21 protein-coding genes and 1 riboswitch are annotated in these 25,567 nt (G+C 70.9%); of the genes, 18 read left to right on the plus strand and 3 right to left on the minus strand.

Going from position 1 to position 25,567, the window contains the following annotated elements; translation table 11 throughout:
* The first annotated feature begins 95 nt into the window (after nucleotides 1–95).
* The 15 genes from ACF1AG_RS25335 (at nucleotide 96) to recQ (ending at nucleotide 18,306) form a co-directional block, all read left to right on the plus strand.
* Nucleotides 96–455, plus strand: coding sequence for an NADH-quinone oxidoreductase subunit A (locus tag ACF1AG_RS25335; RefSeq protein ID WP_003974383.1), 360 nt, complete (start codon nucleotides 96–98; stop codon nucleotides 453–455).
* Nucleotides 456–467: 12 nt separating this feature from the next.
* Entirely contained in the window at nucleotides 468–1,022 is a 555-nt protein-coding gene (locus ACF1AG_RS25340) for an NADH-quinone oxidoreductase subunit B family protein (protein WP_030565381.1), read from the plus strand.
* Nucleotides 1,019–1,768, plus strand: a complete 750-nt coding sequence (locus ACF1AG_RS25345; protein WP_359599221.1) for an NADH-quinone oxidoreductase subunit C — start codon at nucleotides 1,019–1,021, stop codon at nucleotides 1,766–1,768. Before ACF1AG_RS25340 ends, ACF1AG_RS25345 begins: the two co-directional genes overlap by 4 nt.
* Complete coding sequence (locus ACF1AG_RS25350; RefSeq protein ID WP_391810452.1) at nucleotides 1,765–3,084, plus strand: NADH-quinone oxidoreductase subunit D; 1,320 nt, start codon at nucleotides 1,765–1,767, stop codon at nucleotides 3,082–3,084. Before ACF1AG_RS25345 ends, ACF1AG_RS25350 begins: the two co-directional genes overlap by 4 nt.
* Nucleotides 3,081–3,941, plus strand: a complete 861-nt coding sequence (gene nuoE / locus ACF1AG_RS25355; protein WP_359599218.1) for an NADH-quinone oxidoreductase subunit NuoE — start codon at nucleotides 3,081–3,083, stop codon at nucleotides 3,939–3,941. The genes ACF1AG_RS25350 and nuoE overlap by 4 nt, the downstream gene beginning before the upstream one ends.
* Nucleotides 3,941–5,287, plus strand: a complete 1,347-nt coding sequence (gene nuoF, locus ACF1AG_RS25360) for an NADH-quinone oxidoreductase subunit NuoF (protein ID WP_387798082.1) — start codon at nucleotides 3,941–3,943, stop codon at nucleotides 5,285–5,287. Before nuoE ends, nuoF begins: the two co-directional genes overlap by 1 nt.
* On the plus strand, nucleotides 5,284–7,788 hold the full coding sequence (locus ACF1AG_RS25365) for an NADH-quinone oxidoreductase subunit G (protein WP_359599216.1): 2,505 nt from the start codon (nucleotides 5,284–5,286) through the stop codon (nucleotides 7,786–7,788). Before nuoF ends, ACF1AG_RS25365 begins: the two co-directional genes overlap by 4 nt.
* Nucleotides 7,785–9,158, plus strand: coding sequence for an NADH-quinone oxidoreductase subunit NuoH (nuoH, locus tag ACF1AG_RS25370; RefSeq protein WP_359599215.1), 1,374 nt, complete (start codon nucleotides 7,785–7,787; stop codon nucleotides 9,156–9,158). The genes ACF1AG_RS25365 and nuoH overlap by 4 nt, the downstream gene beginning before the upstream one ends.
* On the plus strand, nucleotides 9,151–9,792 hold the full coding sequence (gene nuoI, locus ACF1AG_RS25375; protein ID WP_359599214.1) for an NADH-quinone oxidoreductase subunit NuoI: 642 nt from the start codon (nucleotides 9,151–9,153) through the stop codon (nucleotides 9,790–9,792). The genes nuoH and nuoI overlap by 8 nt, the downstream gene beginning before the upstream one ends.
* Entirely contained in the window at nucleotides 9,789–10,631 is an 843-nt protein-coding gene (locus tag ACF1AG_RS25380; RefSeq protein WP_359599213.1) for an NADH-quinone oxidoreductase subunit J, read from the plus strand. Before nuoI ends, ACF1AG_RS25380 begins: the two co-directional genes overlap by 4 nt.
* Entirely contained in the window at nucleotides 10,628–10,927 is a 300-nt protein-coding gene (gene nuoK, locus ACF1AG_RS25385) for an NADH-quinone oxidoreductase subunit NuoK (protein WP_004927567.1), read from the plus strand. The genes ACF1AG_RS25380 and nuoK overlap by 4 nt, the downstream gene beginning before the upstream one ends.
* A 14-nt stretch (nucleotides 10,928–10,941) precedes the next feature.
* Nucleotides 10,942–12,906, plus strand: a complete 1,965-nt coding sequence (gene nuoL, locus ACF1AG_RS25390) for an NADH-quinone oxidoreductase subunit L (RefSeq protein WP_359599211.1) — start codon at nucleotides 10,942–10,944, stop codon at nucleotides 12,904–12,906.
* A gap of 5 nt (nucleotides 12,907–12,911) precedes the next feature.
* On the plus strand, nucleotides 12,912–14,483 hold the full coding sequence (locus tag ACF1AG_RS25395; protein WP_359599209.1) for an NADH-quinone oxidoreductase subunit M: 1,572 nt from the start codon (nucleotides 12,912–12,914) through the stop codon (nucleotides 14,481–14,483).
* Nucleotides 14,480–16,132, plus strand: a complete 1,653-nt coding sequence (gene nuoN / locus ACF1AG_RS25400) for an NADH-quinone oxidoreductase subunit NuoN (protein ID WP_359599207.1) — start codon at nucleotides 14,480–14,482, stop codon at nucleotides 16,130–16,132. Before ACF1AG_RS25395 ends, nuoN begins: the two co-directional genes overlap by 4 nt.
* A 188-nt stretch (nucleotides 16,133–16,320) precedes the next feature.
* Nucleotides 16,321–18,306, plus strand: coding sequence for a DNA helicase RecQ (gene recQ / locus ACF1AG_RS25405; protein ID WP_387798075.1), 1,986 nt, complete (start codon nucleotides 16,321–16,323; stop codon nucleotides 18,304–18,306).
* Nucleotides 18,307–18,445: 139 nt separating this feature from the next.
* Here recQ and ACF1AG_RS25410 read toward each other — a convergent pair whose 3' ends face one another.
* Both ACF1AG_RS25410 and fahA read right to left on the minus strand, forming a co-directional pair.
* A complete protein-coding gene (locus ACF1AG_RS25410; RefSeq protein WP_391810453.1) occupies nucleotides 18,446–19,384 on the minus strand; it encodes a M56 family metallopeptidase in 939 nt (312 codons plus the stop codon).
* Nucleotides 19,385–19,541: 157 nt separating this feature from the next.
* Nucleotides 19,542–20,756: a fumarylacetoacetase gene (fahA, locus tag ACF1AG_RS25415; RefSeq protein WP_391810454.1), complete on the minus strand. Its 1,215-nt coding sequence runs from the start codon at nucleotides 20,754–20,756 to the stop codon at nucleotides 19,542–19,544.
* 264 nt (nucleotides 20,757–21,020) lie between these two features.
* Between fahA and ACF1AG_RS25420 the strand changes: the two genes are divergently transcribed.
* The gene (locus tag ACF1AG_RS25420) at nucleotides 21,021–21,893 is read left to right on the plus strand and encodes an HAD family hydrolase (RefSeq protein WP_391810455.1); all 873 of its coding nucleotides are present in this window, start codon (nucleotides 21,021–21,023) and stop codon (nucleotides 21,891–21,893) included.
* On the opposite strand, the gene ACF1AG_RS25425 is transcribed toward ACF1AG_RS25420, so the two are convergent.
* Complete coding sequence (locus tag ACF1AG_RS25425; protein WP_359599198.1) at nucleotides 21,857–22,333, minus strand: transglycosylase SLT domain-containing protein; 477 nt, start codon at nucleotides 22,331–22,333, stop codon at nucleotides 21,857–21,859. The two genes, ACF1AG_RS25420 and ACF1AG_RS25425, sit on opposite strands and share 37 nt — an antisense overlap.
* Nucleotides 22,334–22,338: 5 nt before the next feature.
* Nucleotides 22,339–22,507, minus strand: a riboswitch (cyclic di-AMP (ydaO/yuaA leader).
* A gap of 526 nt (nucleotides 22,508–23,033) precedes the next feature.
* Between ACF1AG_RS25425 and ACF1AG_RS25430 the strand changes: the two genes are divergently transcribed.
* Nucleotides 23,034–24,044 carry a polyprenyl synthetase family protein gene (locus tag ACF1AG_RS25430; RefSeq protein ID WP_359599196.1) on the plus strand — a complete coding sequence of 337 codons (1,011 nt, stop codon included), beginning with the start codon at nucleotides 23,034–23,036 and terminating at the stop codon, nucleotides 24,042–24,044.
* Between the two features lie 254 nt (nucleotides 24,045–24,298).
* Nucleotides 24,299–25,531, plus strand: a complete 1,233-nt coding sequence (locus ACF1AG_RS25435; protein WP_391810456.1) for an outer membrane lipoprotein carrier protein LolA — start codon at nucleotides 24,299–24,301, stop codon at nucleotides 25,529–25,531.
* Nucleotides 25,532–25,567: the final 36 nt, after the last annotated feature.

The following is a 25,567-nucleotide window of genomic DNA, read 5'->3' on the forward strand; positions in this document are numbered from 1 at the left end:
TCGCCGGGGCGGGCGTGGTTCGTGGGGCTGGTGAGGCGGACGGGCCCGCTGCACAACCGCCAGCAGTCAGTGCCGACTGAGAGGAGCGAGGAGCGGTGAACGCGTATGCGCCCATCCTCGTACTGGGAGCCCTCGGGGCAGGCTTTGCGATCTTCTCCGTGGTCATGGCCACGCTGATCGGTCCGAAGCGGTACAACCGGGCGAAGCTCGAGGCCTACGAGTGCGGCATCGAGCCGACCCCCACGCCGGCCGGCGGCGGGCGCTTCCCCATCAAGTACTACCTGACGGCGATGCTCTTCATCATCTTCGATATCGAGATCGTCTTCCTCTACCCCTGGGCCGTCACCTTCGACGCCCTGGGGATTTTCGGGCTCGTGGAGATGCTGCTCTTCGTGCTCACCGTCTTCGTCGCGTACGCGTACGTATGGCGGCGCGGCGGCCTGGAATGGGACTGAGGGGCCAAAGTCATGGGACTCGAAGAAAAGCTGCCGAGCGGATTCCTGCTGACCACCGTCGAGCAGGCCGCGGGCTGGGTGCGCAAGTCGTCCGTCTTCCCCGCCACGTTCGGCCTCGCCTGCTGTGCCATCGAGATGATGACCACCGGCGCGGGCCGCTACGACTTGGCGCGCTTCGGCATGGAGGTCTTCCGCGGTTCGCCGCGGCAGGCGGACCTCATGATCGTCGCCGGGCGGGTCAGCCAGAAGATGGCGCCGGTGCTCCGGCAGGTCTACGACCAGATGCCGAACCCCAAGTGGGTGATCTCCATGGGGGTCTGCGCCTCCTCGGGCGGCATGTTCAACAACTACGCGATCGTCCAGGGCGTCGACCACGTCGTCCCGGTCGACATCTATCTCCCCGGCTGTCCGCCCCGCCCCGAGATGCTGCTGGACGCGATCCTCAAGCTCCACCAGAAGATCCAGAGCTCCAAGCTCGGCGTGAACGCCGAGGAGGCGGCCCGCGAGGCGGAGGAGGCGGCGCTCAAGGCCCTGCCCACGATCGAGATGAAGGGGCTGCTGCGATGAGCGACGCGAACAACACCCCTGGTGACGGCGTGAACCCCGAGAAGGAGCTCTCCGCCGAGAACCTCCCCGGGCAGCGCGGACAGGGCGGCGAGGAGATCCGCGTCCAGCGCGGCATGTTCGGCGCCAACAACGGCGGCGACACCTCCGGTTACGGCGGCCTGGTCCGCTCGGTCCGGCTCCCGGGACCGGCGGCCCGCCCGTACGGGGGCTGGTTCGACGAGGTCGCCGACGAACTGGAGGGCGCGCTGGAGGAGCAGGACCTGCTCCCGGAGAACGCCATCGAGAAGACGGTCGTCGACCGCGACGAGATCACCTTCCACATCGAGCGCGAGCACCTCGTACGGGTGGCGAAGACCCTGCGCGACGACCCCGCGCTGCGGTTCGAACTGTGCACCGGCGTCAGCGGCGTGCACTACCCGAACGACAAGGGGCGCGAGCTGCACGCCGTCTACCACCTGCGCTCGATCACCCACAACCGGGTGATCCGCCTGGAGGTCAGCGCGCCGGACGGCGACCCGCACATCCCGTCGCTGTTCTCCGTCTATCCGACGAACGACTGGCACGAGCGCGAGACGTACGACTTCTTCGGCATCGTCTTCGACGGTCACCCGGCCCTGACGCGGATCATGATGCCGGACGACTGGCAGGGCCATCCGCAGCGCAAGGACTATCCCCTCGGCGGCATCCCCGTCGAGTACAAGGGCGCCCAGATCCCGGCTCCGGACCAGCGGAGGTCGTACTCGTGAGCACGCACGCAACCCCTCGCGAGACCACCGAGGGCACCGTCTACACCGTCACCGGCGGCGACTGGGACGAGGTCGTCGAGACCGCGGCCCGGACCGACGACGAGCGCATCGTCGTCAACATGGGGCCGCAGCACCCGTCCACCCACGGAGTGCTCCGGCTGATCCTCGAGATCGACGGCGAGACCGTCACCGAGGCCCGCTGCGGCATCGGCTACCTCCACACCGGCATCGAGAAGAACCTCGAGTACCGGACGTGGACGCAGGGCACCACGTTCGTGACGCGCATGGACTACCTGACGTCGTTCTTCAACGAGACGGCGTACTGCCTCGGGGTCGAGAAGCTGCTCGGCATCGAGGACGAGGTGCCGGACCGCGCGTCGATCATCCGGGTGCTCCTGATGGAGCTGAACCGGCTCTCCTCCCACCTGGTGTGCATCGCCACCGGCGGCATGGAGCTCGGCGCCACCACGATCATGATCTACGGGTTCCGCGACCGCGAGATGATCCTCGACATCTACGAGCTCATCACCGGCCTGCGGATGAACCACGCGTACATCCGCCCCGGCGGACTCGCCCAGGACCTGCCGCCCGGCGCGGTCGACCAGATCCGCGAGTTCGTCAAGAAGATGCGGAAGAACCTCCCCGAGTACGACAAGCTCGCCACCGGGAACCCCATCTTCAAGGCCCGTATGCAGGACGTCGGCCACCTGGACCTGGCCGGCTGCATGGCCCTCGGCGCCACCGGACCGATCCTGCGCTCCACCGGCCTCCCGCACGACCTGCGCAAGGCCCAGCCGTACTGCGGCTACGAGACGTACGACTTCGACGTCCCGACCGCCGACACCTGCGACTCCTACGGCCGGTTCCTGATCCGGCTGGAGGAGATGCGTCAGTCGCTGCGGATCGTCGAGCAGTGCCTGGACCGCCTCCAGCCCGGACCGGTCATGGTCGAGGACAAGAAGATCGCCTGGCCCGCCCAGCTCGCCCTGGGATCCGACGGACTGGGCAACTCCCTCGACCACATCAAGCAGATCATGGGCACCTCCATGGAGGCCCTGATCCACCACTTCAAGCTGGTCACCGAGGGCTTCCGCGTCCCGCCGGGCCAGGCCTACGCGGCCGTCGAGTCGCCCAAGGGCGAGCTCGGGGTGCACGTCGTCTCCGACGGCGGCACCCGTCCCTACCGGGTCCACTTCCGCGACCCGTCCTTCACCAACCTTCAGGCCATGGCGGCGATGTGCGAGGGCGGCCAGGTCGCCGACGTCATCGTCGCCGTCGCGTCCATCGACCCCGTGATGGGAGGCGTCGACCGGTGACCACCTCTTCTTCCGAGCGGGGCGTCAGCCTGGGCATGCCGGAACTGCCCGCGCCGGCCTACCCGGACGACGTCCGGGCGAGGCTGGAGACCGACGCGCGGGCGATCGTCGCGCGCTACCCGGACTCCCGGTCCGCCCTCCTGCCGATGCTGCACCTGGTGCAGTCCGAGGAGGGCCACGTCACGCGCACCGGCATGCAGTTCTGCGCGGACATGCTCGGCCTGACCACGGCCGAGGTGACCGCGGTCGCCACCTTCTACACCATGTACCGGCGCCGCCCGAGCGGCGACTACCAGGTCGGGGTGTGCACCAACACCCTGTGTGCGGTCATGGGCGGCGACGCGATCTTCGAGGAGCTCCAGGAGCACCTGGGCGTCGGCAACGGCGGGACCACCGCCGACGGCAAGGTCACCCTGGAGCACATCGAGTGCAACGCGGCCTGCGACTTCGCGCCCGTGGTGATGGTCAACTGGGAGTTCTTCGACAACCAGACCCCCGAGAGCGCCAAGCGCATGGTCGACGACCTGCGCGAGGGGCGCCCGGTCGAGCCCACCCGCGGCGCGCCGCTGTGCACGTTCAAGGAGACCGCCCGCATCCTGGCCGGCTTCCCCGACGAGCGCGAGGGCGCCGTCGAGGCCACCGGCAGCGCGGGGCCCGCCTCCCTGATCGGACTGAAGCTGGCCAAGGGCGAGGCCGCCCCCGCGCGCGTGGTGCACCCACGCGGCGAGGCGCCGCAGGACGCCCCGCCGCACGAGCCGTCGCCCGCCGAGCACCTCAGCTCGCACGACGCGCCGCAGGACACGGCAGCGTCCGATCCGTCCAACCCGTCCGGACCCGTCGCCGAGGAGGGGGAGTGATGACCTTGGCACCCGAACTGAAGGACACCAGCCCGGAGAAGCTGCTCTCACCGGTGCTGTCGGCCTTCTGGGACGAGGACAAGTCCTGGACGCTCGACGTCTACCGCCGCCACGACGGCTACGAGGGCCTGCGCAAGGCGCTCGCGATGTCGCCCGACGACGTCATCGCGTACGTCAAGGACTCCGGACTGCGCGGACGCGGCGGCGCCGGCTTCCCGACGGGCATGAAGTGGCAGTTCATCCCGCAGGGCGACGGCAAGCCGCACTACCTCGTCGTCAACGCCGACGAGTCGGAGCCCGGGACCTGCAAGGACATCCCGCTGCTCTTCGCCAACCCGCACAGCCTCATCGAGGGCATCGTCATCGCCTGCTACGCCATCAGGTCGTCGCACGCGTTCATCTACCTGCGCGGCGAGGTCGTCCCCGTCCTGCGCAGGCTGCACGAGGCCGTGCGCGAGGCCAAGGAGGCCGGTTTCCTCGGCGAGAACATCCTCGGCAGCGGACTCGACCTCGAACTCACCGTGCACGCGGGCGCGGGCGCGTACATCTGCGGTGAGGAGACCGCGCTGCTGGACTCCCTCGAGGGGCGCCGCGGCCAGCCCAGGCTGCGTCCTCCCTTCCCCGCCGTCGCGGGCCTCTACGCCTGCCCCACGGTGGTGAACAACGTCGAGTCCATCGCCTCGGTTCCCGCCATCATGAGCCGGGGCAAGGAGTGGTTCCGCTCGATGGGAAGCGAGAAGTCCCCGGGCTTCACGCTCTACTCGCTCAGCGGCCACGTCGCGAGCCCCGGCCAGTACGAGGCGCCCCTCGGCATCACCCTGCGCCAGCTGCTCGAGATGAGCGGCGGGATGCGGCCCGGCCACCGGCTGAAGTTCTGGACGCCGGGCGGCTCCTCGACGCCGATGTTCACCGACGAGCACCTCGACGTCCCGCTCGACTACGAGGGGGTCGGCGCCGCGGGCTCCATGCTCGGCACCAAGGCGCTGCAGTGCTTCGACGAGACCACCTGCGTGGTCCGCGCCGTCACCCGCTGGACCGAGTTCTACGCCCACGAGTCCTGCGGCAAGTGCACCCCCTGCCGCGAGGGCACGTACTGGCTCGTCCAGCTGCTGCGCGACATCGAGGCCGGCAAGGGCCGGATGTCCGACCTCGACAAGCTGAACGACATCGCGGACAACATCAACGGCAAGTCCTTCTGTGCCCTCGGCGACGGCGCCGCCTCGCCGATCTTCTCGTCGCTCAAGTACTTCCGCGAGGAGTACGAGCAGCACATCACGGACCGACGCTGCCCCTTCGACCCGGCCGCGTCGACGGTCTGGGCCGACCGTACGGAGGTGCACGCATGACTGTGACCACCAACGCTCCCTCCGGAGGGGGAGAGGCGGCGGTCCCGCCCGAGGACCTCGTGACGCTGACGATCGACGGCGCCGAGATCAGCGTGCCCAAGGGCACCCTGGTCATCCGGGCCGCCGAGCAGCTCGGCATCGAGATCCCCCGGTTCTGCGACCATCCGCTGCTCGCACCGGCAGGCGCCTGCCGCCAGTGCATCGTCGAGGTCGAGGGCCAGCGCAAGCCCATGGCGTCCTGCACCATCACCTGCACCGACGGAATGGTGGTGAAGACGCAGCTCTCCTCGCCGGTCGCGGAGAAGGCCCAGAAGGGCGTGATGGAGCTGCTGCTCATCAACCACCCGCTGGACTGCCCGGTCTGCGACAAGGGCGGCGAGTGCCCGCTGCAGAACCAGGCGATGTCGCACGGCAACGCCGAGTCCCGCTTCGAAGGCAAGAAGCGCACCTACGAGAAGCCCGTCGCGATCTCCACGCAGGTGCTGCTGGACCGTGAGCGGTGCGTGCTGTGCGCCCGCTGCACCCGCTTCTCCAACCAGATCGCCGGCGACCCGATGATCGAGCTGATCGAGCGCGGCGCGCTCCAGCAGGTCGGCACCGGCGAGGGCGACCCGTTCGAGTCGTACTTCTCCGGCAACACGATCCAGATCTGCCCGGTCGGCGCTCTCACCTCGGCCGCCTACCGGTTCCGCTCCCGTCCCTTCGACCTGATCTCCTCGCCGTCGGTGTGCGAGCACTGCTCGGGCGGCTGCGCCACCCGCACCGACCACCGCCGCGGCAAGGTCATGCGCAAGCTGGCCGCCGACGACCCGGAGGTCAACGAGGAGTGGATCTGCGACAAGGGCCGCTTCGCGTTCCGGTACGCCCAGCAGCGGGACCGGCTCGACACCCCGCTGGTGCGCAACGCGGAGGGTGAGCTGGAGCCGGCGTCCTGGCCGGACGCGCTGCAGATCGCGGCGCAGGGCCTGCTCGCCTCCCGGGGCCGCACCGGAGTGCTCACCGGCGGCCGGCTCACCGTCGAGGACGCCTACGCGTACAGCAAGTTCGCGCGTGTCGCGCTCGCGACCAACGACATCGACTTCCGCGCGCGCGTGCACAGCACGGAGGAGTCCGACTTCCTCGCCGCGCGCGTCGCGGGACACGGCGTCGACCTGGACGGCACGGGCGTCACCTACCGGGCGCTGGAGAAGGCCCCGGCGGTGCTGCTGGTCGGCTTCGAGTCGGAGGAGGAGGCGCCCGGCGTCTTCCTGCGGCTGCGCAAGGCCTGGCGGGCGCACGGCCAGCGCACCTTCGCGCTGGCCACGCACGCCACCCGCGGACTGACCAAGGCGGGGGGCACGCTGCTGCCCGCGGCGCCCGGCACCGAGACCGAGTGGCTGGACGCGCTGGCCGGCGGCGTCGGCCTGGAGGGCGACGGGGCCGTGGCCGCCGAGGCGCTGCACGGTGAGGGCGCGGTGATCGTCGTCGGTGAGCGGCTGGCCGCCGTACGGGGCGGGCTCACCGCGGCCGTGCGGTTCGCCGCCGCGACCGGATCCCGGCTGGTGTGGATCCCGCGCCGGGCCGGGGAGCGGGGCGCGATCGAGGCGGGCGCGCTGCCTTCGCTGCTGCCGGGCGGCCGCCCGGCGACCGACCCGCGAGCCCGGGAGGAGGTGGCCGCCCTCTGGGGCGTCGCCGAACTCCCGCACCGCTACGGCCGGGACACCGCGCAGATCGTCGAGGCGGCCGCCCGCGGCGAGCTTCAGGCGCTGCTGGTGGCGGGCGTGGAGGTCGCCGACCTGCCCGACCCGGCCCGCGCCCGCGCGGCGCTCGCCGAGGCCGGGTTCGTGGTCTCCCTGGAGCTGCGGCCCGGTGAGGTCACCCAGCTCGCCGACGTGGTGCTGCCGGTCGCCGCGGTCGCCGAGAAGGCCGGCACCTTCCTCAACTGGGAGGGCAGGGTGCGGCTGTTCGAGGCGGCCCTCAAGCCGGACCACATGACCCGGCGGCTCCCGCCGTCCGACGCGCGCGTGCTGCAGATGCTCGCCGACGCCATGGACGTGCACCTGGGTCTGCCGGACCTGCGCACGATCCGCTCGGAGATCGACCGGCTCGGCCCCTGGGACGGCCCGCGCGCCGCCGACCCGGTGGAGACCGCGGGCGCCCTGCCCCGGCCGGCCGCCGGCGAGGCGGTCCTCGCGGGACACCGGCTCCTGCTCGACCTGGGCCTGCTCCAGCAGGGCGACGAGGCGCTGGCCGGCACCCGGCACGCCGCCCTCGCCCGGCTGTCGGCCGCCACGGCCGCCGAGGTCGGCGTCAAGGACGGCGACACGCTCGCGGTGACCGGTCCGGCCGGGACGCTCGGACTGCCGCTGTCCGTCACCGAGATGCCCGACCGGGTGGTCTGGCTCCCGCTGAACTCCACGGACGGCGGGGTGGCCTCCGGCACCGGGGCGCTCCCCGGCTCCCTCGTCCGCATCGGCCCGGCGACCCTCGCCGGCGAGGCTCCCCAGGAGGTGGAGGCATGAGCCCGTACCTCGCCGCTGAAGACCTCTCGATGTTCGGCCGCGACCCGTGGTGGCTGATCGCGATCAAGGCGGTCTTCTGCTTCGCCTTCCTGATGGTGACCGTGCTCCTGTCCATCGTGATGGAGCGCAAGGTCGTCGCCTGGATGCAGCTGCGCGTCGGACCCAACCGGCACGGCCCCTGGGGCATGCTCCAGTCGCTCGCCGACGGCGTGAAGCTGATGCTGAAGGAAGACGTCGTCGTCAAGCGCGCGGACAAGGTCGTCTACGTCCTCGCGCCGATCGTCGCGGCCATCCCGGCGTTCATGGCGTTCGCCGTGATCCCCTTCGGCCCGGCCGGCAACGAGATCTCGATCTTCGGCCAGCGCACCACGATGCAGCTCACCGACCTGCCGATCGCGATGCTCTACATCCTCGCGGTCGCCTCGGTCGGCATCTACGGCATCGTCCTGGCGGGCTGGAGCTCCGGCTCCACCTACCCGCTCCTCGGCGGCCTGCGCTCCTGCGCCCAGATGATCTCGTACGAGATCGCGATGGGCGCCGCGTTCGCCTCCGTCTTCCTCTACTCGGGGTCGATGTCCACGTCGACGATCGTCGAGGCGCAGGCCGACCGCTGGTACGTGCTGCTGCTGCCGGTGTCGTTCCTCATCTACATCGTGACGATGGTCGGTGAGGTCAACCGGGCCCCGTTCGACATGCCGGAGTCCGAGGGCGACCTGGTAGGCGGCTTCAACACCGAGTACTCGTCGATCAAGTTCGCGATGTTCATGCTCGCCGAGTACGTCAACATGGTGACCGTCTCCGCGGTCGCGGTGACCCTCTTCCTGGGCGGCTGGCGCGCCCCGTGGCCGATCAGCACCTTCTGGGAGGGCGCGAACCACGGCTGGTGGCCGATGCTCTGGTTCACCGGGAAGCTGCTCAGCCTGTTGTTCTGCTTCGTCTGGCTGCGCGGCACGCTCCCGCGTGTCCGCTACGACCAGCTGATGAAGCTCGGCTGGAAGGTCCTCATCCCGGTCTCCCTGGTGTGGCTGATGGCGGTCGCCACGGTCCGGGCACTGCGGAACGAGAACTACGAGTTCGCCGACATCGCGCTCTACATCGCCGGTGGCGTCCTCGTCCTCCTGCTCCTCTCCTTCGTCGCCGACATGTTCCGCGGCCGGGGCGAGGAGGGCGGACAGCCCGCGGACCAGCCTCCGTTCGACCCGATGGCGGGCGGGTTCCCCGTGCCGCCGCTGCCCGGACAGGAGCTGCCCCCGGTGCCGCGGCGCCGCCCGCGTCACGAGCGGGAGCTCGTTGTCAGTGGCGGACCGGATACTCACAGTGACGAATCCCAGGGCGGTTCTACGGATGGAAAGGAGGCGTCCGATGGCTGAGGAACCGAAGGACACCAAGCCCGGTTTCCTGAACCCGGTGGCCGGCTTCGGCGTGACCTTCAAGGCCATGTTCAAGAAGCGGCTCACCGAGCAGTACCCGGAGCAGCAGAAGACCACGGCCCCGCGCTTCCACGGACGGCACCAGCTCAACCGCCATCCGGACGGCCTGGAGAAGTGCGTCGGCTGCGAGCTGTGCGCCTGGGCCTGTCCCGCCGACGCGATCTACGTCGAGGGCGCGGACAACACCGAGGAGGAGCGCTACTCGCCCGGCGAGCGGTACGGCCGCGTCTACCAGATCAACTACGCCCGCTGCATCCTGTGCGGGCTGTGCATCGAGGCGTGCCCGACGCGCGCGCTGACGATGACCAACGAGTTCGAACTGGCCGACTCCAGCCGGGCGAACCTCATCTACACCAAGGAGCAGCTGCTCGCCGGCCTGGAGGAGGGCATGGTCGAGGCGCCGCACGCCATGTACCCGGGCACGGACGAACAGGACTACTACCGCGGTCTGGTGACCGAGGCGGCGCCCGGCACGGAGCGTCAGGCCGACACCTCCAAGGGCGAAGTGGTCCAGGAGGCCGAGTCCACGTTCGGTCCGGAGGAGCCCGCCTCGGAGAAGGTGATCGGGCGATGACCGAGCAGCTCGCCGCCTACTCGACCTCCACCGGCGAGGCCGTGCAGTTCTGGATCCTCGGTACCGTCGCCGTGATCGGCGCCCTGTGCACCGTCTTCATGCGGCGGGCCGTGCACAGCGCGCTCTGCCTCGCCGGGACCATGATCATCCTGGCCGTGTTCTACCTGGCCAACGGCGCCTACTTCCTGGGCGTCGTGCAGATCGTCGTCTACACCGGCGCGATCATGATGCTGTTCCTGTTCGTGGTGATGCTCGTCGGCGTCACGGCCGCGGACTCCCTGAAGGAGACCATCAAGGGCCAGCGCTGGATGGCCCTGCTGTGCGGCCTCGGCTTCGGCGTCCTGCTGGTCGGCGGCATCGGCAACGCAGCACTGAGCGAGTTCAGCGGCGTGGGCGAGGCCAACGCCGGGGGGAACGTCCAGGGCCTCGCCTCCCTGATGTTCACCCGGTACGTGTTCGCCTTCGAGATCACCGGGGTGCTGCTCATCACGGCGGCTGTCGGCGCGATGGTGCTCACCCACCGGGAGCGCACCGAACGGGCCCGGACGCAGCGGGAGATGGCCGAGCAGCGAGTCCGCGAGGGCACGTACCTGCCGCCGCTGCCCGCGCCCGGCGTCTACGCCCGGCACAACGCGGTCGACATCGCGGGCCTGCTGCCGGACGGCACCCCGTCGGACCTCACCGTCAGCAAGACGCTGCGGGACCGCGGCCAGGTCCGTGACGTGTCCCAGGAGGCGCTCAACGACCTGCGGGCGCTGGAGCAGCGCGCGGAGGAGCGCCTGGAGCGCCGGGCGATCGATCCGCCGAACTTCAAGCGGGCCGAGGAGGCGTCGAAGTGAATCCCGTCAACTACCTGTACCTGGCGGCGCTGCTGTTCACCATCGGCGCCACCGGTGTGCTGATCCGGCGCAACGCGATCGTGGTGTTCATGTGCGTCGAGCTGATGCTCAACGCCTGCAACCTCGCGTTCGTCGCCTTCTCCCGTATGCACGGCAACCTCGACGGCCAGATCATCGCGTTCTTCACGATGGTCGTCGCCGCCGCGGAGGTCGTGGTGGGGCTGGCGATCATCGTGTCCCTGTTCCGTTCCCGCCACTCGGCCTCGGTCGACGACGCCAGCCTGATGAAGCTGTGAGGGGCTGCTGAATCGTGGAGAACCTGATTGCGCTGCTGGTGGCGGCGCCTCTGCTCGGAGCGGTGGTCCTGCTGTGCGGCGGCCGCCGGCTGGACGCCGTGGGCCACTGGATCGGCACGGCCCTGGCCGCCGTGTCCTTCGCGCTCGGCCTGGTGCTCTTCACCGACCTGCTGGGCAAGGGCGCCGAGGACCGCACGGTCGTGCAGCACCTGTTCAGCTGGATCCCGGTGGAGGGCTTCCAGGCGGACGTCGCCTTCCGGCTCGACCAGCTGTCGATGACGTTCGTGCTGCTGATCACGGGCGTCGGCTCGCTGATCCACCTCTACTCCGTCGGGTACATGGAGCACGACGAGCGGCGCCGCCGCTTCTTCGGCTACCTGAACCTCTTCCTCGCGGCGATGCTGATCCTGGTCCTCGCCGACAACTACCTGCTGCTGTACGTCGGCTGGGAGGGCGTCGGTCTCGCCTCCTACCTGCTGATCGGCTTCTGGCAGCACAAGCCCAGCGCGGCCACGGCCGCCAAGAAGGCCTTCCTGGTCAACCGCGTCGGTGACATGGGCCTGTCCATCGCGATCATGCTGATGTTCCTGTGGTTCGGCACCTTCGCCTTCGGGCCGGTGCTCGGCGGCCACGGGGAGGCCGGTCTCGCCGGCGAGGCGGGCGAGGGCAAGCTGACCGCCATCGCCCTGATGCTGCTGCTCGCCGCGTGCGGCAAGTCCGCCCAGGTGCCGCTGCAGTCCTGGCTCGGGGACGCGATGGAGGGTCCGACCCCGGTGTCGGCCCTCATCCACGCCGCGACCATGGTGACCGCGGGCGTCTACCTGATCGTCCGTTCGGCGGCCGTGTTCAACGGCGCGCCGGACGCCCAGCTGGTGGTGACGATCGTCGGCGCGGTCACGCTGCTGTTCGGTGCGATCGTCGGTTGCGCCAAGGACGACATCAAGAAGGCGCTGGCCGGCTCGACCATGTCGCAGATCGGCTACATGGTGCTGGCCGCGGGCCTCGGCCCGATCGGCTACGTCTTCGCGATCATGCACCTGGTGACGCACGGCTTCTTCAAGGCCGGGCTCTTCCTCGGCGCCGGTTCGGTCATGCACGGCATGAACGACGAGGTCGACATGCGCCGCTACGGCGGCCTCAGGAAGTACATGCCGGTCACGTTCGTCACGTTCGGGCTCGGCTACCTGGCGATCATCGGCTTCCCCGGCCTGTCGGGATTCTTCTCCAAGGACAAGATCATCGAGGCGGCGTTCGCCAAGGGCGGCACCGAGGGCTGGATCCTCGGCGCCTGCGCCCTGCTGGGCGCGGCCATCACCGCGTACTACATGACGCGCGTGATGCTGATGACGTTCTTCGGCGAGGAGCGGTGGCGCAACGCGCCCACGCCGTCCCCCGCCTCCCCGGACGTGGAGCCGGCCGCCGAGACGCGCGGCGCGTACGAGCCGCCGCACCCGCACGAGTCGCCGAAGGTCATGACGGTCCCGATGATCGTGCTGGCCGTCGGATCGGTCGCGGGCGGCGCGTTCTTCAGCATCGGCGACCGCTTCATCCACTGGCTGGAGCCGGTCACCGGGCACGCCCACGGGCACCCGCCGGTCAGCGCGCTGACCGTGACGCTGTCCACGGTCGCCGTGATGGTCATCGGCGTGGCCATCGCCTGGGCGCAGTACGGACGGCGCCCGGTGCCGGCCGTCGCCCCGCGCGGTTCGCTGCTCACCCGGGCCGCCCGCCGCGACCTGTACCAGGACGACTTCAACCACGTGGTCCTGGTCCGCGGCGGCGAACACCTCACGCGCTCGCTGGTGTACGTCGACCACACCCTGGTCGACGGGGTCGTCAACGGCACGGCCGCCTCCGTGGGCGGTCTGTCCGGGCGGATGCGCAGGCTGCAGAACGGCTTCGCGCGGTCCTACGCGGTCTCGATGTTCGGCGGCGCGGCGGTCCTCGCCGCCGCGACCCTGCTGATGAGGGCGGTCTGATACCGATGTCCTTTCCTCTCCTGACAGCGACGGCGGCGCTCCCGGCCATCGGGGCGATCGCCACGGCCGCCGTACCGGCCGCGAAGCGCACGGCCGCCAAATGGCTGGCCCTGCTGTTCTCGCTGGCCACCCTCGCCCTGGCGATCACCGTCCTGGTCCGCTTCGACCCGGACGGCGACCGCTACCAGCTCACCGAGTCCCACTCCTGGATCGCCGACTTCGGCGTCCGCTACGAACTGGGCGTCGACGGCATCGCGGTGGCGCTGATCGCGCTGACCGCGCTGCTGATCCCGTTCATCGTGCTGGCCGGCTGGCACGACGCCGACCCGCTGGAGACGGGCAGCAAGCGGTGGCGGCCGACGCAGGGCTTCTTCGCCCTGATCCTGGCCGTCGAGGCGATGGTGATCATCTCCTTCGAGGCCACCGACGTCTTCCTCTTCTACATCTTCTTCGAGGCCATGCTCATCCCGATGTACTTCCTCATCGGAGGCTTCGGGGACCGTGCGCACAAGGACGGCGAGGAGAAGGCGGCCACCCAGCGGTCGTACGCGGCGGTGAAGTTCCTCCTCTACAACCTGGCCGGCGGTCTGATCATGCTGGCCGCGGTGATCGGGCTGTACGTGGTCGCGGGGAACTTCTCCCTCACCGAGATCGCGCAGGCCCGTGCGAACGGCGAGCTGGAGATGGCGACCAGCACGGAGCGCTGGCTGTTCCTCGGCTTCTTCTTCGCGTTCGCGGTGAAGGCGCCGCTGTGGCCGCTGCACACCTGGCTGCCCAACGCCATGCAGGAGTCCACCGCCCCGGTCGCCGTGCTCATCACCGCGGTGGTCGACAAGGTGGGCACCTTCGCGATGCTCCGCTTCTGCCTCCAGCTCTTCCCGGAGGCGAGCAAGTGGGCGACGCCGGTGATCCTGGTGCTCGCGGTGATCAGCATCATCTACGGCGCGCTGCTCGCCGTCGGCCAGCGTGACATCAAGCGGCTGATCGCCTACGCCTCGATCTCGCACTTCGGCTTCATCGTGATGGGCATCTTCGCGATGACCAGCCAGGGCCAGTCCGGGGCGACGCTCTACATGGTCAACCACGGCATCTCGACCGCCGTGCTCATGCTGATCGCCGGCTTCCTGATCTCCCGGCGCGGCTCGCGGCTCATCGCCGACTTCGGCGGTGTGCAGAAGGTCGCCCCGGTACTCGCCGGCACCTTCCTGATCGGCGGTCTCGCCACCCTCTCGCTGCCGGGCCTCGCGCCCTTCGTCAGTGAGTTCCTGGTGCTGGTCGGCACGTTCACCCGCTACCCGGTGATCGGCATCATCGCCACGTTCGGCATCGTGCTCGCCGCGCTCTACACCCTCGTCCTCTACCAGCGGACGATGACCGGCCCGGTGAAGCCCGAGGTCGCCGCGATGCCCGACCTCAGGGTGCGGGAGATCGCCGTGGTGGCGCCGCTGGTCGTGCTGCTGGTGTTCCTGGGCGTCTACCCGAAGCCCTTGACGGATGTCGTGAACCCGGCGGTGAAGCAGACCTTGTCCGACGTGGAGAAGAAAGACCCCCAGCCCGAGGTGGAGGCGGCCAAGTGAGCGCAACAGCAGCCGTCCACAGCCTGTGGACAACCGCGGCCGATCCGATCGCCAAGATCGACGCACCCAAGATCGAGTACGGGCAGCTCGCGCCCACACTGATCGTCGTCGGCGCGGCGCTCGTCGGGGTGCTGGTCGAGGCCTTCGTGCCGCGCAAGTCCCGCTACTACGCCCAGATGTTCGTCTCCGTGGTCGCGCTCGTCGCCGCGTTCGCCGCGGTCGTGGCGCTCGCCGCCGACGGGTACGCCACCACCAAGGCGGGCATCGCCGCCATGGGAGCGATCGCCGTCGACGGACCGGCGCTCTTCCTCCAGGGCACGATCCTGCTGACGGCGCTGGTGGGCCTGTTCACCTTCGCCGAGCGCCGGCTCGACCCGGAGGCGCACGGCAACCGCGTGGACTCCTTCGCCGCGCAGGCGGCGGCCGTCCCCGGCAGCGACAACGAGAAGCGGGCCGTCAAGGCCGGATTCACCACCACCGAGGTGTTCCCGCTGCTGCTCTTCGCGGTCGCGGGCATGCTGGTCTTCCCGGCGGCCAACGACCTGCTGACGCTGTTCGTGGCCCTGGAGGTCCTCTCCCTCCCGCTGTACCTGCTGTGCGCGCTGGCCCGCCGCAAGCGGCTGATGTCGCAGGAGGCCGCGGTCAAGTACTTCCTGCTCGGCGCGTTCGCCTCGGCGTTCATGCTGTTCGGCATCGCCCTGCTGTACGGCTACGCGGGCTCCATGTCGTACGCGACGATCGCGCAGGTCGTCGACGGCACCGTCCCGGAGGTCACCCCGGCGCTCGCGAACACCATGGGCAACGACGCGCTGCTGCTGATCGGCGCCGCGCTCCTGGTCATGGGCCTGCTGTTCAAGGTCGGCGCGGTGCCGTTCCACATGTGGACGCCCGACGTCTACCAGGGCGCGCCCACCCCGGTCACCGGCTTCATGGCGGCGGCCACCAAGGTCGCGGCGTTCGGCGCCCTGCTGCGCCTGCTGTACGTGGTGCTGCCGGGCCTGCGCTGGGACTGGCGGCCGGTCATGTGGGGCGTCGCCATCGTCACCATGCTGGCCGGCGCGATCGTGGCGATCACCCAGACCGACATCAAGCGCCTGCTGGCCTACTCGTCGATCGCGCACGCGGGCTTCATCCTCGCGGGTGTCATCGCGGCCACGCCGTCGGGCATCTCCTCGGTGCTGTTCTACCTGGCGGCCTACTCCTTCGTGACGATCGGCGCCTTCGCCGTGGTCACGCTGGTGCGGGACGCGGGCGGCGAGGCGACCCACCTGTCCCGCTGGGCGGGCCTGGGACGGCGCTCCCCGCTGGTCGCGGCGGTGTTCGCGGTGTTCCTGCTGGCCTTCGCGGGCATCCCGCTGACCTCCGGCTTCGCCGGGAAGTTCGCCGTGTTCAAGGCGGCGGCCGAGGGCGGGGCGGTCCCGCTGGTCGTGGTCGGTGTGATCTCGTCGGCGGTCGCGGCGTTCTTCTACATCCGCGTCATCGTGCTGATGTTCTTCAGCGAGCCGCGTCCGGAGGGCCCCACCGTGGCGGTGCCGTCGCCGCTGACGATGACCGCGATCGCGGTGGGTGTGGCGGTCACGGTGGTGCTCGGTGTGGCGCCGCAGTACTTCCTGGAGCTGGCCGGGGACGCGGGGGTGTTCGTGCGCTGACGCGTCCCGCCGCACGCACGACCGCGGCCCGGCACCCCCGCGCGGGGGCGCCGGGCCGCGGTCGTTCCCGGTCGCGATCCGCTCAGGGACGGAGCGTTCCGGGCGGGCCTGTGGACAACTCCGGGGCTGTCGGTCCGGACGCCTATGGTGGACGCAGTGGCCGAGGTACGGCGACGGGGGACGGGACGATGCACGGGACGGACGGTGTCGCCGGGATGGCAGTGACGGACAGTGAGGCGCTGGCTGCGCTGCACCGGGTCTTCGGCTACGAGAGCTTCCGCGGCGAGCAGGAAGCCGTCGTCGACCATGTGATCGCGGGCGGCGACGCGGTCGTGCTCATGCCGACCGGCGGCGGCAAGTCGCTCTGCTACCAGATCCCGGCCCTGGTCCGCCCCGGCACGGGCGTGGTCGTCTCCCCGCTGATCGCGCTGATGCAGGACCAGGTCGACGCGCTGCGGGCGCTCGGCGTGCGGGCCGGATTCATGAACTCCACGCAGGACTTCGACGAGCGGCGGACGGTCGAGGCGGAGTTCCTCGCCGGCGAGCTCGACCTGCTGTACCTGGCGCCGGAGCGGCTGCGCCTTGACAGCAGCCTGGACCTGCTGTCGCGCGGCAAGATCTCCGTGTTCGCCATCGACGAGGCGCACTGCGTCTCCCAGTGGGGACACGACTTCCGGCCCGACTACCTCACCTTGTCCGTGCTGGGGCAGCGGTGGCCGGACGTGCCCCGCATCGCCCTCACCGCGACCGCCACGGACGCCACGCACCGGGAGATCACCGAGCGGCTGGGCATGCCGGACGCCCGGCACTTCGTGGCCAGCTTCGACCGGCCCAACATCCAGTACCGGATCGTGCCGAAGGCCGACCCGCGCAAGCAGCTCCTCGCCTTCCTGCGCGAGGAGCACGCGGGGGACGCGGGCATCGTGTACTGCCTCTCGCGCAACTCGGTGGAGAAGACCGCCGAGTTCCTCTCGAAGAACGGCGTCGAGGCCGTGCCCTACCACGCGGGGCTCGACGCGGGGACGCGCCAGGCGCACCAGGCGCGGTTCCTGCGCGAGGAGGGCCTGGTCGTGGTGGCGACCATCGCCTTCGGGATGGGCATCGACAAGCCGGACGTCCGCTTCGTCGCCCACCTCGACCTGCCCAAGTCGGTCGAGGGCTATTACCAGGAGACGGGCCGCGCGGGCCGGGACGGCCTGCCGTCCACGGCGTGGATGGCGTACGGGCTGAACGACGTCATCCAGCAGCGCAAGCTGATCCAGTCCGGCGAGGGCGACGAGGCGTTCCGGCGGCGGGCCAACCAGCACCTGGACGCGATGCTCGCCCTGTGCGAGACCGTGCGCTGCCGCCGCGGGCAGCTCCTCGCCTACTTCGGCCAGGAGCCGTCCGGGGAGAACTGCGGCAACTGCGACACCTGCCTCGCCCCGCCGGAGACCTGGGACGGCACGGTGGCGGCGCAGAAGGTGCTGTCCACGGTGGTGCGGCTCCAGCGGGAGCGCGGGCAGAAGTTCGGCGCGGTGCAGATCGTGGACATCCTGCTGGGCCGCCGAACAGCGAAGGTGATCCAGTTCGACCACGACCAGCTGTCCGTGTTCGGCATCGGCGAGGAGCTGAGCGAGGCTCAGTGGCGCGGCGTCGTCCGCCAGTTGCTGGCGCAAGGGCTGCTGGCGGTCGAGGGCGACTACGGCACGCTGGTGCTCACCGAGGCCAGCGGGTCGGTGTTGCGGCGTGAGCGTGAGGTGCCGCTGCGCAAGGAGCCCGAGAAGCCGGCCACGTCCCGTTCGGGCGGCGGGGCGGGCCGCGACCGCAAGGCGAAGGCGGCGGCGGCCGAGCTGCCGGAGACGCTCCAGCCGGCGTTCGAGGCACTCCGCGCCTGGCGCGCCGAGACGGCCAGGGAGCAGGGCGTCCCGGCGTACGTGATCTTCCACGACGCCACGCTGCGGGAGATCGTCACGGTCTGGCCCACCTCGGTGGAGCAGCTCGGCGGGATCAGCGGCGTGGGCGAGAAGAAGCGGGCGACGTACGGGGAGGGAGTCGTGGAGGTCCTGGCGGGTCTGTCGGCACCGGGATCCGCACCGGGATCCGCACCGGCGTCCGCGCCGGACGCCGCCGCGCCCGAGGATCCCGGAGCCGGCCCTGACGACTGGCCCGACGAGGAGCCGGACTGGTCCTGAGCAGCGTGGCCGTCCGGCCGCCCGTGACCATCCGGTCACCCTGGTCGTCCGGCCGCCGTGGTCATCCGGCGGCCGCCCCGGGCTGCCCGGCCCGGGGCGCCAGGCCGGCGGGTGCCGACCGCGCAGGCGGGAGCGTCGGTTAGGGCAGCGCCGTCAGCCCCGGTGCGAACGTGATCAGCAGGGGGACCAGCGGCACCAGCGACGCCGCCGCCGTCGTCAGGGCGCGGTGGCGGCGGCCCAGCCGAGGTGGCGGCTCCAGCAGGCGGTCGACGCGCTCGCCGAGCAGCCGGTGGCTGGAGGAGCAGGACAGCACGCCCCGGTGCTGGTTCAGCTCGATCAGCGCCAGCGCGGTGGTCAGGTGCCCGCAGCGCCGGGAGGCCGTGTCGTCGGCGGACAGCTCCACCAGCCGGTGCGTCTGCTCGCAGAAGTGGGCGAAGAGCGGGACCCGCGGGAAGCCCGCCGCCAGCGCCGCCGACAGGTGCAGCAGCCAGTCGTGGCGGGCCCGGGCGTGACCGCGCTCGTGTGTGAGGACCGCGTCGAGCTGATGGTCCGTGAGCCGCCGCAGTGCACCGGTCGTGACGATCAGCTGGGGCGGGCTGCCCGGCATCCACCAGGCGTCCGGGTACTCCTCCTCCAGCACCAGCAGCGGCCCTCGCTCCTGGGGAAGCCCCGCCGGGAGGTCGGGCGCGCGGTCCCGCAGGTGTGCGAGGGCGCCGGCGCGACGGCGGCGGGCCTCGGCCAGTTCGCGGGCGAGCATCGCCGTGGTCCAGGCGGCGCCGCAGGCCAGCAGCACGGTGAGGACGGTCGTCCACGGCGAGGCGTGCGACAGGTCGTAGGCGGCGGTCACGGCGGGCGGCGCGGGCGCGAACAACTGCGCGCGGACGGTGCCGAAGACGGCGGCGGCGCCCAGCGCCAGGGCGGTCAGACAGCACAGCAGCACGGTGGCCACCAGGCACTGCCACACCCACAGGGCGACGACCGGCTCCCGTTCCGGCCACTTCGCGCGGGTCAGCAGGCGGGGGACGGGCACGGCGGCGGTCACGGCGACCACGCTCAGCAGGAGCAGGCAGTACGTCATGCCATGGGCTCCGGATCCTGTCGGAAGAAGCGGCTCGGGGGCGTGCGGCGGTGCGGTGCGCCAGGCACGGAGGACGAACGCACCGCCCGACGCCAAGTATGACGGCGAAGGGCGGTGCGAGTCAGCGTGGTTGTGCGCCTCGGTGGGGCCGGAGGGATCAGGACGCGGGGACCACCCGTCCCGTCACCTCGCCGAGGCCCACCCGCACCCCGTCCGGCCCGGGCGCCCAGGCGGACAGCGTCACCACGTCGCCGTCCTCAAGGAACGCCCGCTTGCCGTCGGGAAGTTCGAGTGGGTCACGGCCGTTCCAGGTCAGCTCCAGCAGAGAGCCGCGCTCCCGCTCGGTGGGGCCGCTGACCGTGCCGGAGCCGTAGAGGTCGCCGGTGCGCAGGGAGGCGCCGTTCACCGTCATGTGGGCGAGCTGCTGGGCGGCCGTCCAGTACATGGTGGAGAAGGGGCACTCGGAGACGTCGTGACCGTTGATCGTCACGGTGATGCGCAGGTCGTAGCCGCCGGGCTCCTCACCGGAGTCGTCCAGGTACGGCAGCAGGCCGTGGGTGCGCTCGGGCGGGGCGACGCGGGCCTCGTCCAGGGCGTCCAGCGGGGTGATCCACGCCGACACCGAGGTGGCGAAGGACTTGCCGAGGAACGGGCCGAGGGGCACGTACTCCCAGGCCTGGACGTCGCGGGCGGACCAGTCGTTGAGCAGGCACAGGCCGAAGACGTGGTCGCGGTAGGCGCTCAGCGGCACGGGCCGGCCCTGCTCGGAGGGGACGCCGACGACGAAGCCGACCTCGGCCTCGATGTCGAGCCGCACGGACGGGCCGAAGACCGGGGCGGTGTCGGTGGGCGCCTTGCGCTGCCCGGAGGGGCGCACGACGTCGGTGCCGGACACCACGATGGTGCCGGAGCGGCCGTGGTAACCGATCGGCAGGTGTTTCCAGTTGGGGGTCAGGGAGTCGGCCGCGTCGGGGCGGAAGATCTGCCCGACGTTCCGCGCGTGGTTCTCCGAGGCGTAGAAGTCGACGTAGTCCGCGACCTCGAACGGCAGATGGAGGGTCACCTCGGAGAGCGGGTGGAAGAAGGGCTCGACGGTCTCCCGGTGCGCCGGGACCGTCACCCACGCGGTGAGTGCGCGGCGCACGTCCGACCAGGCGGTGCGGCCCGCCGCCAGCAGCGGGTTGAGGGTGGGGCGGGCGAGCAGGGAGGCGTAGGGGGAGCCCAGGGCGTGCGCCGCCGCGCCGGCGTCGAGGACGTGGTCGCCCAGCCGGACGCCCACGGTGCGCTCCGCCGAACCGGGGAGCGAGAAGACGCCGTACGGCAGGTTGTGCGGGCCGAAGGGGTCGCCCTCGGGGACATCGAAGGGGGGCATCGGGTGCTGCCTCGCTTTCGTGTGCGCGGGTGGGCCACGTGTCCGTGGCCGTGCCACACGTTACGGGGTCGCGTCCCGGTGGGCTTCTGTAATAGGGGACGACTCCCGGAGCCGGGGCGCGGTGGAGCGCACCGTGTTCCGGTCAAAAGGGAAAACAGGTCTCAACCGGTCGCGTATCGGCGGCACAAGAAGGCAAAACGCACCCAATGCGCGGGCATACGGGCGCGGTGAATCGGACGGTCCTCTTGTCCGTATTCTCTGATCATGGCCGCACCCACCGATCGTTCTCTCATCGCCACCGACCTGGACGGGACGCTGCTGCGTGGTGACGACACCCTCTCCGACCGCTCCCTCGCCGCCCTCGCCCGGGCGGAGCGGGCCGGTGTCCGGCACCTCGTGGTGACCGGCCGGCCGGCCCCCAGGGTGCGGTCGCTGCTCGACGACCTCGGCTGCACGGGGCTCGCGGTGTGCGGACAGGGTGCGCAGGTCTACGACGCCGCCGCGCAGCGGATGCTGTGGTCGGTCCGGCTGGACCGGGAGCTGGCGGAGACCGCGCTCGGCAAGATCGAGGCCGAGGTGGGGGAGGTGTACGCCGCGGTCGACCAGGACGGGGTCGACGGGCTGACGCTGATCGAGCCGGGCTACCGGATGCCGCACCCGAAGCTGCCGTCGGTGCGGGTGGAGCGGCGCGACGACCTGTGGGAGCGGCCGATCAGCAAGGTGCTGCTGCGCCACCCGGGCCTGTCGGACGACGCGCTGGCGGCGGCGGCCCGGTCCGTGGTCGGCTCGCTGGCCACGGTCACCATGTCGGGGCCGGGCACGGTGGAGCTCCAGCCGTGCGGGGTCACCAAGGCGACCGGTCTCGCGCTGGCCGCCGAGCATCTGGGGCTGCGCCCCGAGGACACGGTCGCCTTCGGGGACATGCCGAACGACGTCCCCATGTTCCGGTGGGCGGGTCACGGCGTCGCCATGGCCAACGCGCACCCCGAGCTGAAGGCGGTGGCCGACGAGGTCACCCTGTCGAACGAGGACGACGGCGTGGCCGTCGTCCTCGAGCGACTGTTCGGGAAGACGGCCGGTCTCGGCCGTCAGAGGTCGGCTCAGTACGCGCCGAAGACGTTGTCGATCGAGCCGTAGCGGTCGGCGGCGTAGTTGCAGGCCGCGGCGATGTTGGCGACCGGGTCGAACGGGTCGAAGGCGGTGCCGGGCACGTGGTACGCCTGGAAGGTCGGGTCGATGACCTGGAGCAGGCCCTTCGACGGGGTGCCCATGGCGGCGTTGGAGTCCCACAGGTTGATGGCGGCCGGGTTGCCGGACGACTCCCGCATGATGTTGCGGTGGATGGAGTCGTAGGAGCCGGGGATGCCGTTCTGCGCCATGACGTCCATCGCCTCGCGGATCCAGCCGTCGAGGTTGTCCGGGTACGCGGTCGTGGAGGCGGCGGTCGTGGCCTGGGCCGAGGGGGCCGCGGAGGCGCTGGTGGCGCCGAACAGCGGCAGCGCGACCACGGCGACGCCGGTGCCGGCGACGGCGAGGGTGCGGACGAGGCGGCGGCGTGACGAAGCGATGACGGGCATGTCTGGGTTCCTCTCCTACGCCTGCGAGGTGAGCTGTCGGGTTCGGGCGGGAGAGTGCCCGGCCGTGCCCCTGCGGGCATGGCTTCACCCCGAGCCGTCCCGGCGCGGTGTCCGGTACGGCGACTTACCTGGGTCCCCCGCTCCTGCCGTGCGTGAGTTGGTCGTCGGGTGTGATGCGGGTGGCGGCAGGACTCGGCGTCCACCCGGCAGGCCCGGAACGTATGCGAGAGCACATGTCGGGAACAAGTGCGACGATCACGCAAGGCCCCGTTTGATCTTGAGATGGGTGGTTTTGCGTGCTTGATCCTTTGCTGTCGCCAACCGTCAACTCCATTGTGTGGAGCGGCCTGACGGGCGTGTGCGAGGGTGTCCCGGAGGCCGTCCGGCGCGTGACTCACCTCACGGGACGGCGGCCGTGGGTGCATTTGCCGCCAAGAGGAATTCGCCCATCAATGACGGCAAATCGGACTGCGGGGTGATGCAGGATGGTCCACGGGTCGCTGTGTCCGGGAAACCGAGGTATGTCCGTTGTTATCAGCCGATCAAAAACACTCCGCTTCTGATCCCGTATCGCCCTGCTTGTGACCCCGGGCCCTGGCGGTGATCGAAACCTGACCGGATACGCTGACTCGAGTGGTGGCAGCGACCTATCGACAAACCGTGTAACCGCCAGCAGACACCAGCAGACAGGAGACCCCTCGTGACCGTCGTCGGGCCGTTCGGGCTGAGCGTGCGGGACCAGGCTCTGGAAGCCGATGTCCAGGCCGGATTGACGGCTGTCGAGGAAGGGCTGCTCGAGGCCACCAAGAGCGCGGTGCCGTTCATCACGGAGGCCGCCCAGCACCTGGTGCGGGCCGGCGGCAAGCGGTTCCGCCCGCTGCTCGTCATGCTCGCCGCCCGGTTCGGCGACCCCTACGCGCCCGGCGTCGTGCCGTCGGCCGTCGTGGTGGAGCTCACCCACCTGGCCACGCTGTACCACGACGACGTGATGGACGAGGCCGAGGTGCGGCGCGGGGTCGCGAGCGCGAACACCCGCTGGGGCAACTCGGTCGCCGTGCTCACCGGCGACTTCCTCTTCGCCCGCGCCTCGCACATCCTGGCCGACCTCGGCCCGGAGGCCGTGCGGGTGCAGGCCGAGGCGTTCGAGCGGCTGGTCACCGGCCAGATCCTGGAGACCGCGGGCCCGCAGGACGGCCGCGACCCGGTCGACCACTACCTGGACGTGCTCGGCGGCAAGACCGGCTCCCTGGTCGCCGTCTCCTGCCGGTTCGGCGCGATGATGTCCGGCGCCGACGAGACCGTCGTCGACGTCCTCACCCAGTACGGCGAGCGGCTCGGCGTCGCCTTCCAGCTCGCCGACGACGTCCTCGACATCGCCTCCGACTCCCACGAGTCCGGCAAGACCCCCGGCACCGACCTGCGCGAGGGCATCGCCACCCTCCCCGTGCTGCGGCTGCGCGAGCGGGCGGCCCGGCTCGGCCTCGCCGAGGACCTCGCCCTGTGCGAGCTGCTCGACTCCGACCTCACCGACGACGCCCGGCACGCCGAGGCGCTGCGTCTGCTGCGCGCCCACCCCGCGCTCGGCCAGGCCCGACGGGACACCGTGCGTTACGCCGAGGAGGCGCGTGCCGCCCTCGCCCCGCTGCCCGACGGCCCCGCCAAGTCGGCGCTCGTCGAGCTGTGCGACGCCGTGGTGCACCGGGCCGGCTGACCCGCCCCGCCGTCCCCCGTACGCCTCCGGTACCCGGGTGACCCCTACGGGGCGGGGGAGGCGCCGTCCTCCCGTGTCATACCGCAGCAGTACGCGCAGTTGAGCCCGCGGTCTGACGATTCCGTCCCGCGCTTTTGGTCAGATGGACCACGACGGACAACACCACTTCTCACCGGTTCGGGTGAGAATGGCGGCTCGGGCCGAACTGGTGCGAGGACACGGGACGGAAGCCGCCGCGACGACGGAGGGCACACATGGCACCGTACGAATCCGACGACACGACGACCGCGGGGGAGGCCGAGGAGCCGCGCGCCGGGCGCCGCAAGGCCGCGCGATACGTGGTCCCCGTCACCGTGATGGGCGTGGCGGCCGCGACGATCGGACTCGTCCCGGCGCTCGCCGACTCCGGCGACCCGGACCTGCCGGACATCACCGCCGCGCAGCTCATCGAGAAGATCGCCAAGTCGGACGTGGAGCGGCTGTCCGGCACCGTGAAGATCACCACCGATCTGGGGCTGCCGAACCTCGGCGGGCTGGAGAGCGGCCTGCTGTCCGGCGCGACGGGCGGCGGGGACGGCGAGGGCGGTTCCTCCGCCGACCCGTCCGGCCGGCTCACCGAGCTGGCGTCCGGCACGCACACCCTGCGCGTCGCCGCCGACGGCCCGGACCGCCAGAAGCTGTCGCTGCTGGAGAACGCGGCCGAGTACAGCCTCATCCACAACGGCAAGGACGTCTGGGGCTACGACAGCGCGTCCAACGAGGTCTACCACGCCACCGTCGACGAGGCGGACGCGAAGGAGCGGAGCGCGCAGCAGCCTCCGGCCACTCCGAAGGACTTCGCGGAGGAGGCGCTGAAGGCGGTCGACGACACCACGTCCGTGAAGGTCGACGGCACCGCCCAGGTGGCGGGCCGCGACGCCTACCGGCTGGTGGTCGAGCCCAAGCAGTCCGGCTCCACCGTCGGCGCCGTCAGCATCGCCGTGGACGGTGAGACGGGCATGCCGCTGAAGTTCACGCTCACCCCGTCGAGCGGCGGCTCGGCGGTCGTGGACGTCGGCTTCACCAAGGTGAGCTTCGACCGTCCCGACCCCTCCACCTTCGAGTTCACCCCGCCCAAGGGCGCCAAGGTGACCGAGGACGCCGAACAGGACCGCGGCCACGGCGACTTCGGCGGGAAGCCGCAGCGGGGCCCGAAGTCCGAGGAGGACCTCGGCAAGGGCTTCGACGGGCTGCGGATGCTCGGCGAGGGCTGGAACACCGTCGCCGCCTTCGACACCGGGGCCGGCGCCGGCCTGCCCACCGAGGAGGTCGGCGGCGACCTCGGCGGCTTCCTCGGTTCCCTCGGCGACCAGGTCAAGGGCGACTTCGGCAAGGGCACCGTGTTCAGCACCCGCCTGGTCAACGCCCTCATCACCGAGGACGGCAAGGTCTACGTGGGTACGGTCACCAAGGACGCGCTGGTGAAGGCGGCCGAGGCGGGGAAGTAGCTCCCCGGACCCACGGCCCGGGGGAACGGGGGAGCC

This window comes from Streptomyces sp. NPDC014764 (genome assembly GCF_043082785.1).
Lineage (GTDB): Bacteria > Actinomycetota > Actinomycetes > Streptomycetales > Streptomycetaceae > Streptomyces > Streptomyces althioticus.

Excerpts from the sequence above, each read along its gene's own strand:
- ACF1AG_RS25340 (WP_030565381.1), top strand. The coding sequence starts at position 468 with ATGGGACTCGAAGAAAAGCTGCCGAGCGGATTCCTGCTGACCACCGTC.
- ACF1AG_RS25345 (WP_359599221.1), top strand. The coding sequence starts at position 1,019 with ATGAGCGACGCGAACAACACCCCTGGTGACGGCGTGAACCCCGAGAAG.
- nuoF (WP_387798082.1), top strand. The coding sequence starts at position 3,941 with ATGACCTTGGCACCCGAACTGAAGGACACCAGCCCGGAGAAGCTGCTC.
- ACF1AG_RS25365 (WP_359599216.1), top strand. The coding sequence starts at position 5,284 with ATGACTGTGACCACCAACGCTCCCTCCGGAGGGGGAGAGGCGGCGGTC.
- nuoH (WP_359599215.1), top strand. The coding sequence starts at position 7,785 with ATGAGCCCGTACCTCGCCGCTGAAGACCTCTCGATGTTCGGCCGCGAC.
- nuoI (WP_359599214.1), top strand. The coding sequence starts at position 9,151 with ATGGCTGAGGAACCGAAGGACACCAAGCCCGGTTTCCTGAACCCGGTG.
- ACF1AG_RS25380 (WP_359599213.1), top strand. The coding sequence starts at position 9,789 with ATGACCGAGCAGCTCGCCGCCTACTCGACCTCCACCGGCGAGGCCGTG.
- ACF1AG_RS25395 (WP_359599209.1), top strand. The coding sequence starts at position 12,912 with ATGTCCTTTCCTCTCCTGACAGCGACGGCGGCGCTCCCGGCCATCGGG.
- recQ (WP_387798075.1), top strand. The coding sequence starts at position 16,321 with ATGCACGGGACGGACGGTGTCGCCGGGATGGCAGTGACGGACAGTGAG.
- ACF1AG_RS25410 (WP_391810453.1), bottom strand. The coding sequence starts at position 19,384 with ATGACGTACTGCCTGCTCCTGCTGAGCGTGGTCGCCGTGACCGCCGCC.
- fahA (WP_391810454.1), bottom strand. The coding sequence starts at position 20,756 with ATGCCCCCCTTCGATGTCCCCGAGGGCGACCCCTTCGGCCCGCACAAC.
- ACF1AG_RS25420 (WP_391810455.1), top strand. The coding sequence starts at position 21,021 with ATGGCCGCACCCACCGATCGTTCTCTCATCGCCACCGACCTGGACGGG.
- ACF1AG_RS25425 (WP_359599198.1), bottom strand. The coding sequence starts at position 22,333 with ATGCCCGTCATCGCTTCGTCACGCCGCCGCCTCGTCCGCACCCTCGCC.
- ACF1AG_RS25435 (WP_391810456.1), top strand. The coding sequence starts at position 24,299 with ATGGCACCGTACGAATCCGACGACACGACGACCGCGGGGGAGGCCGAG.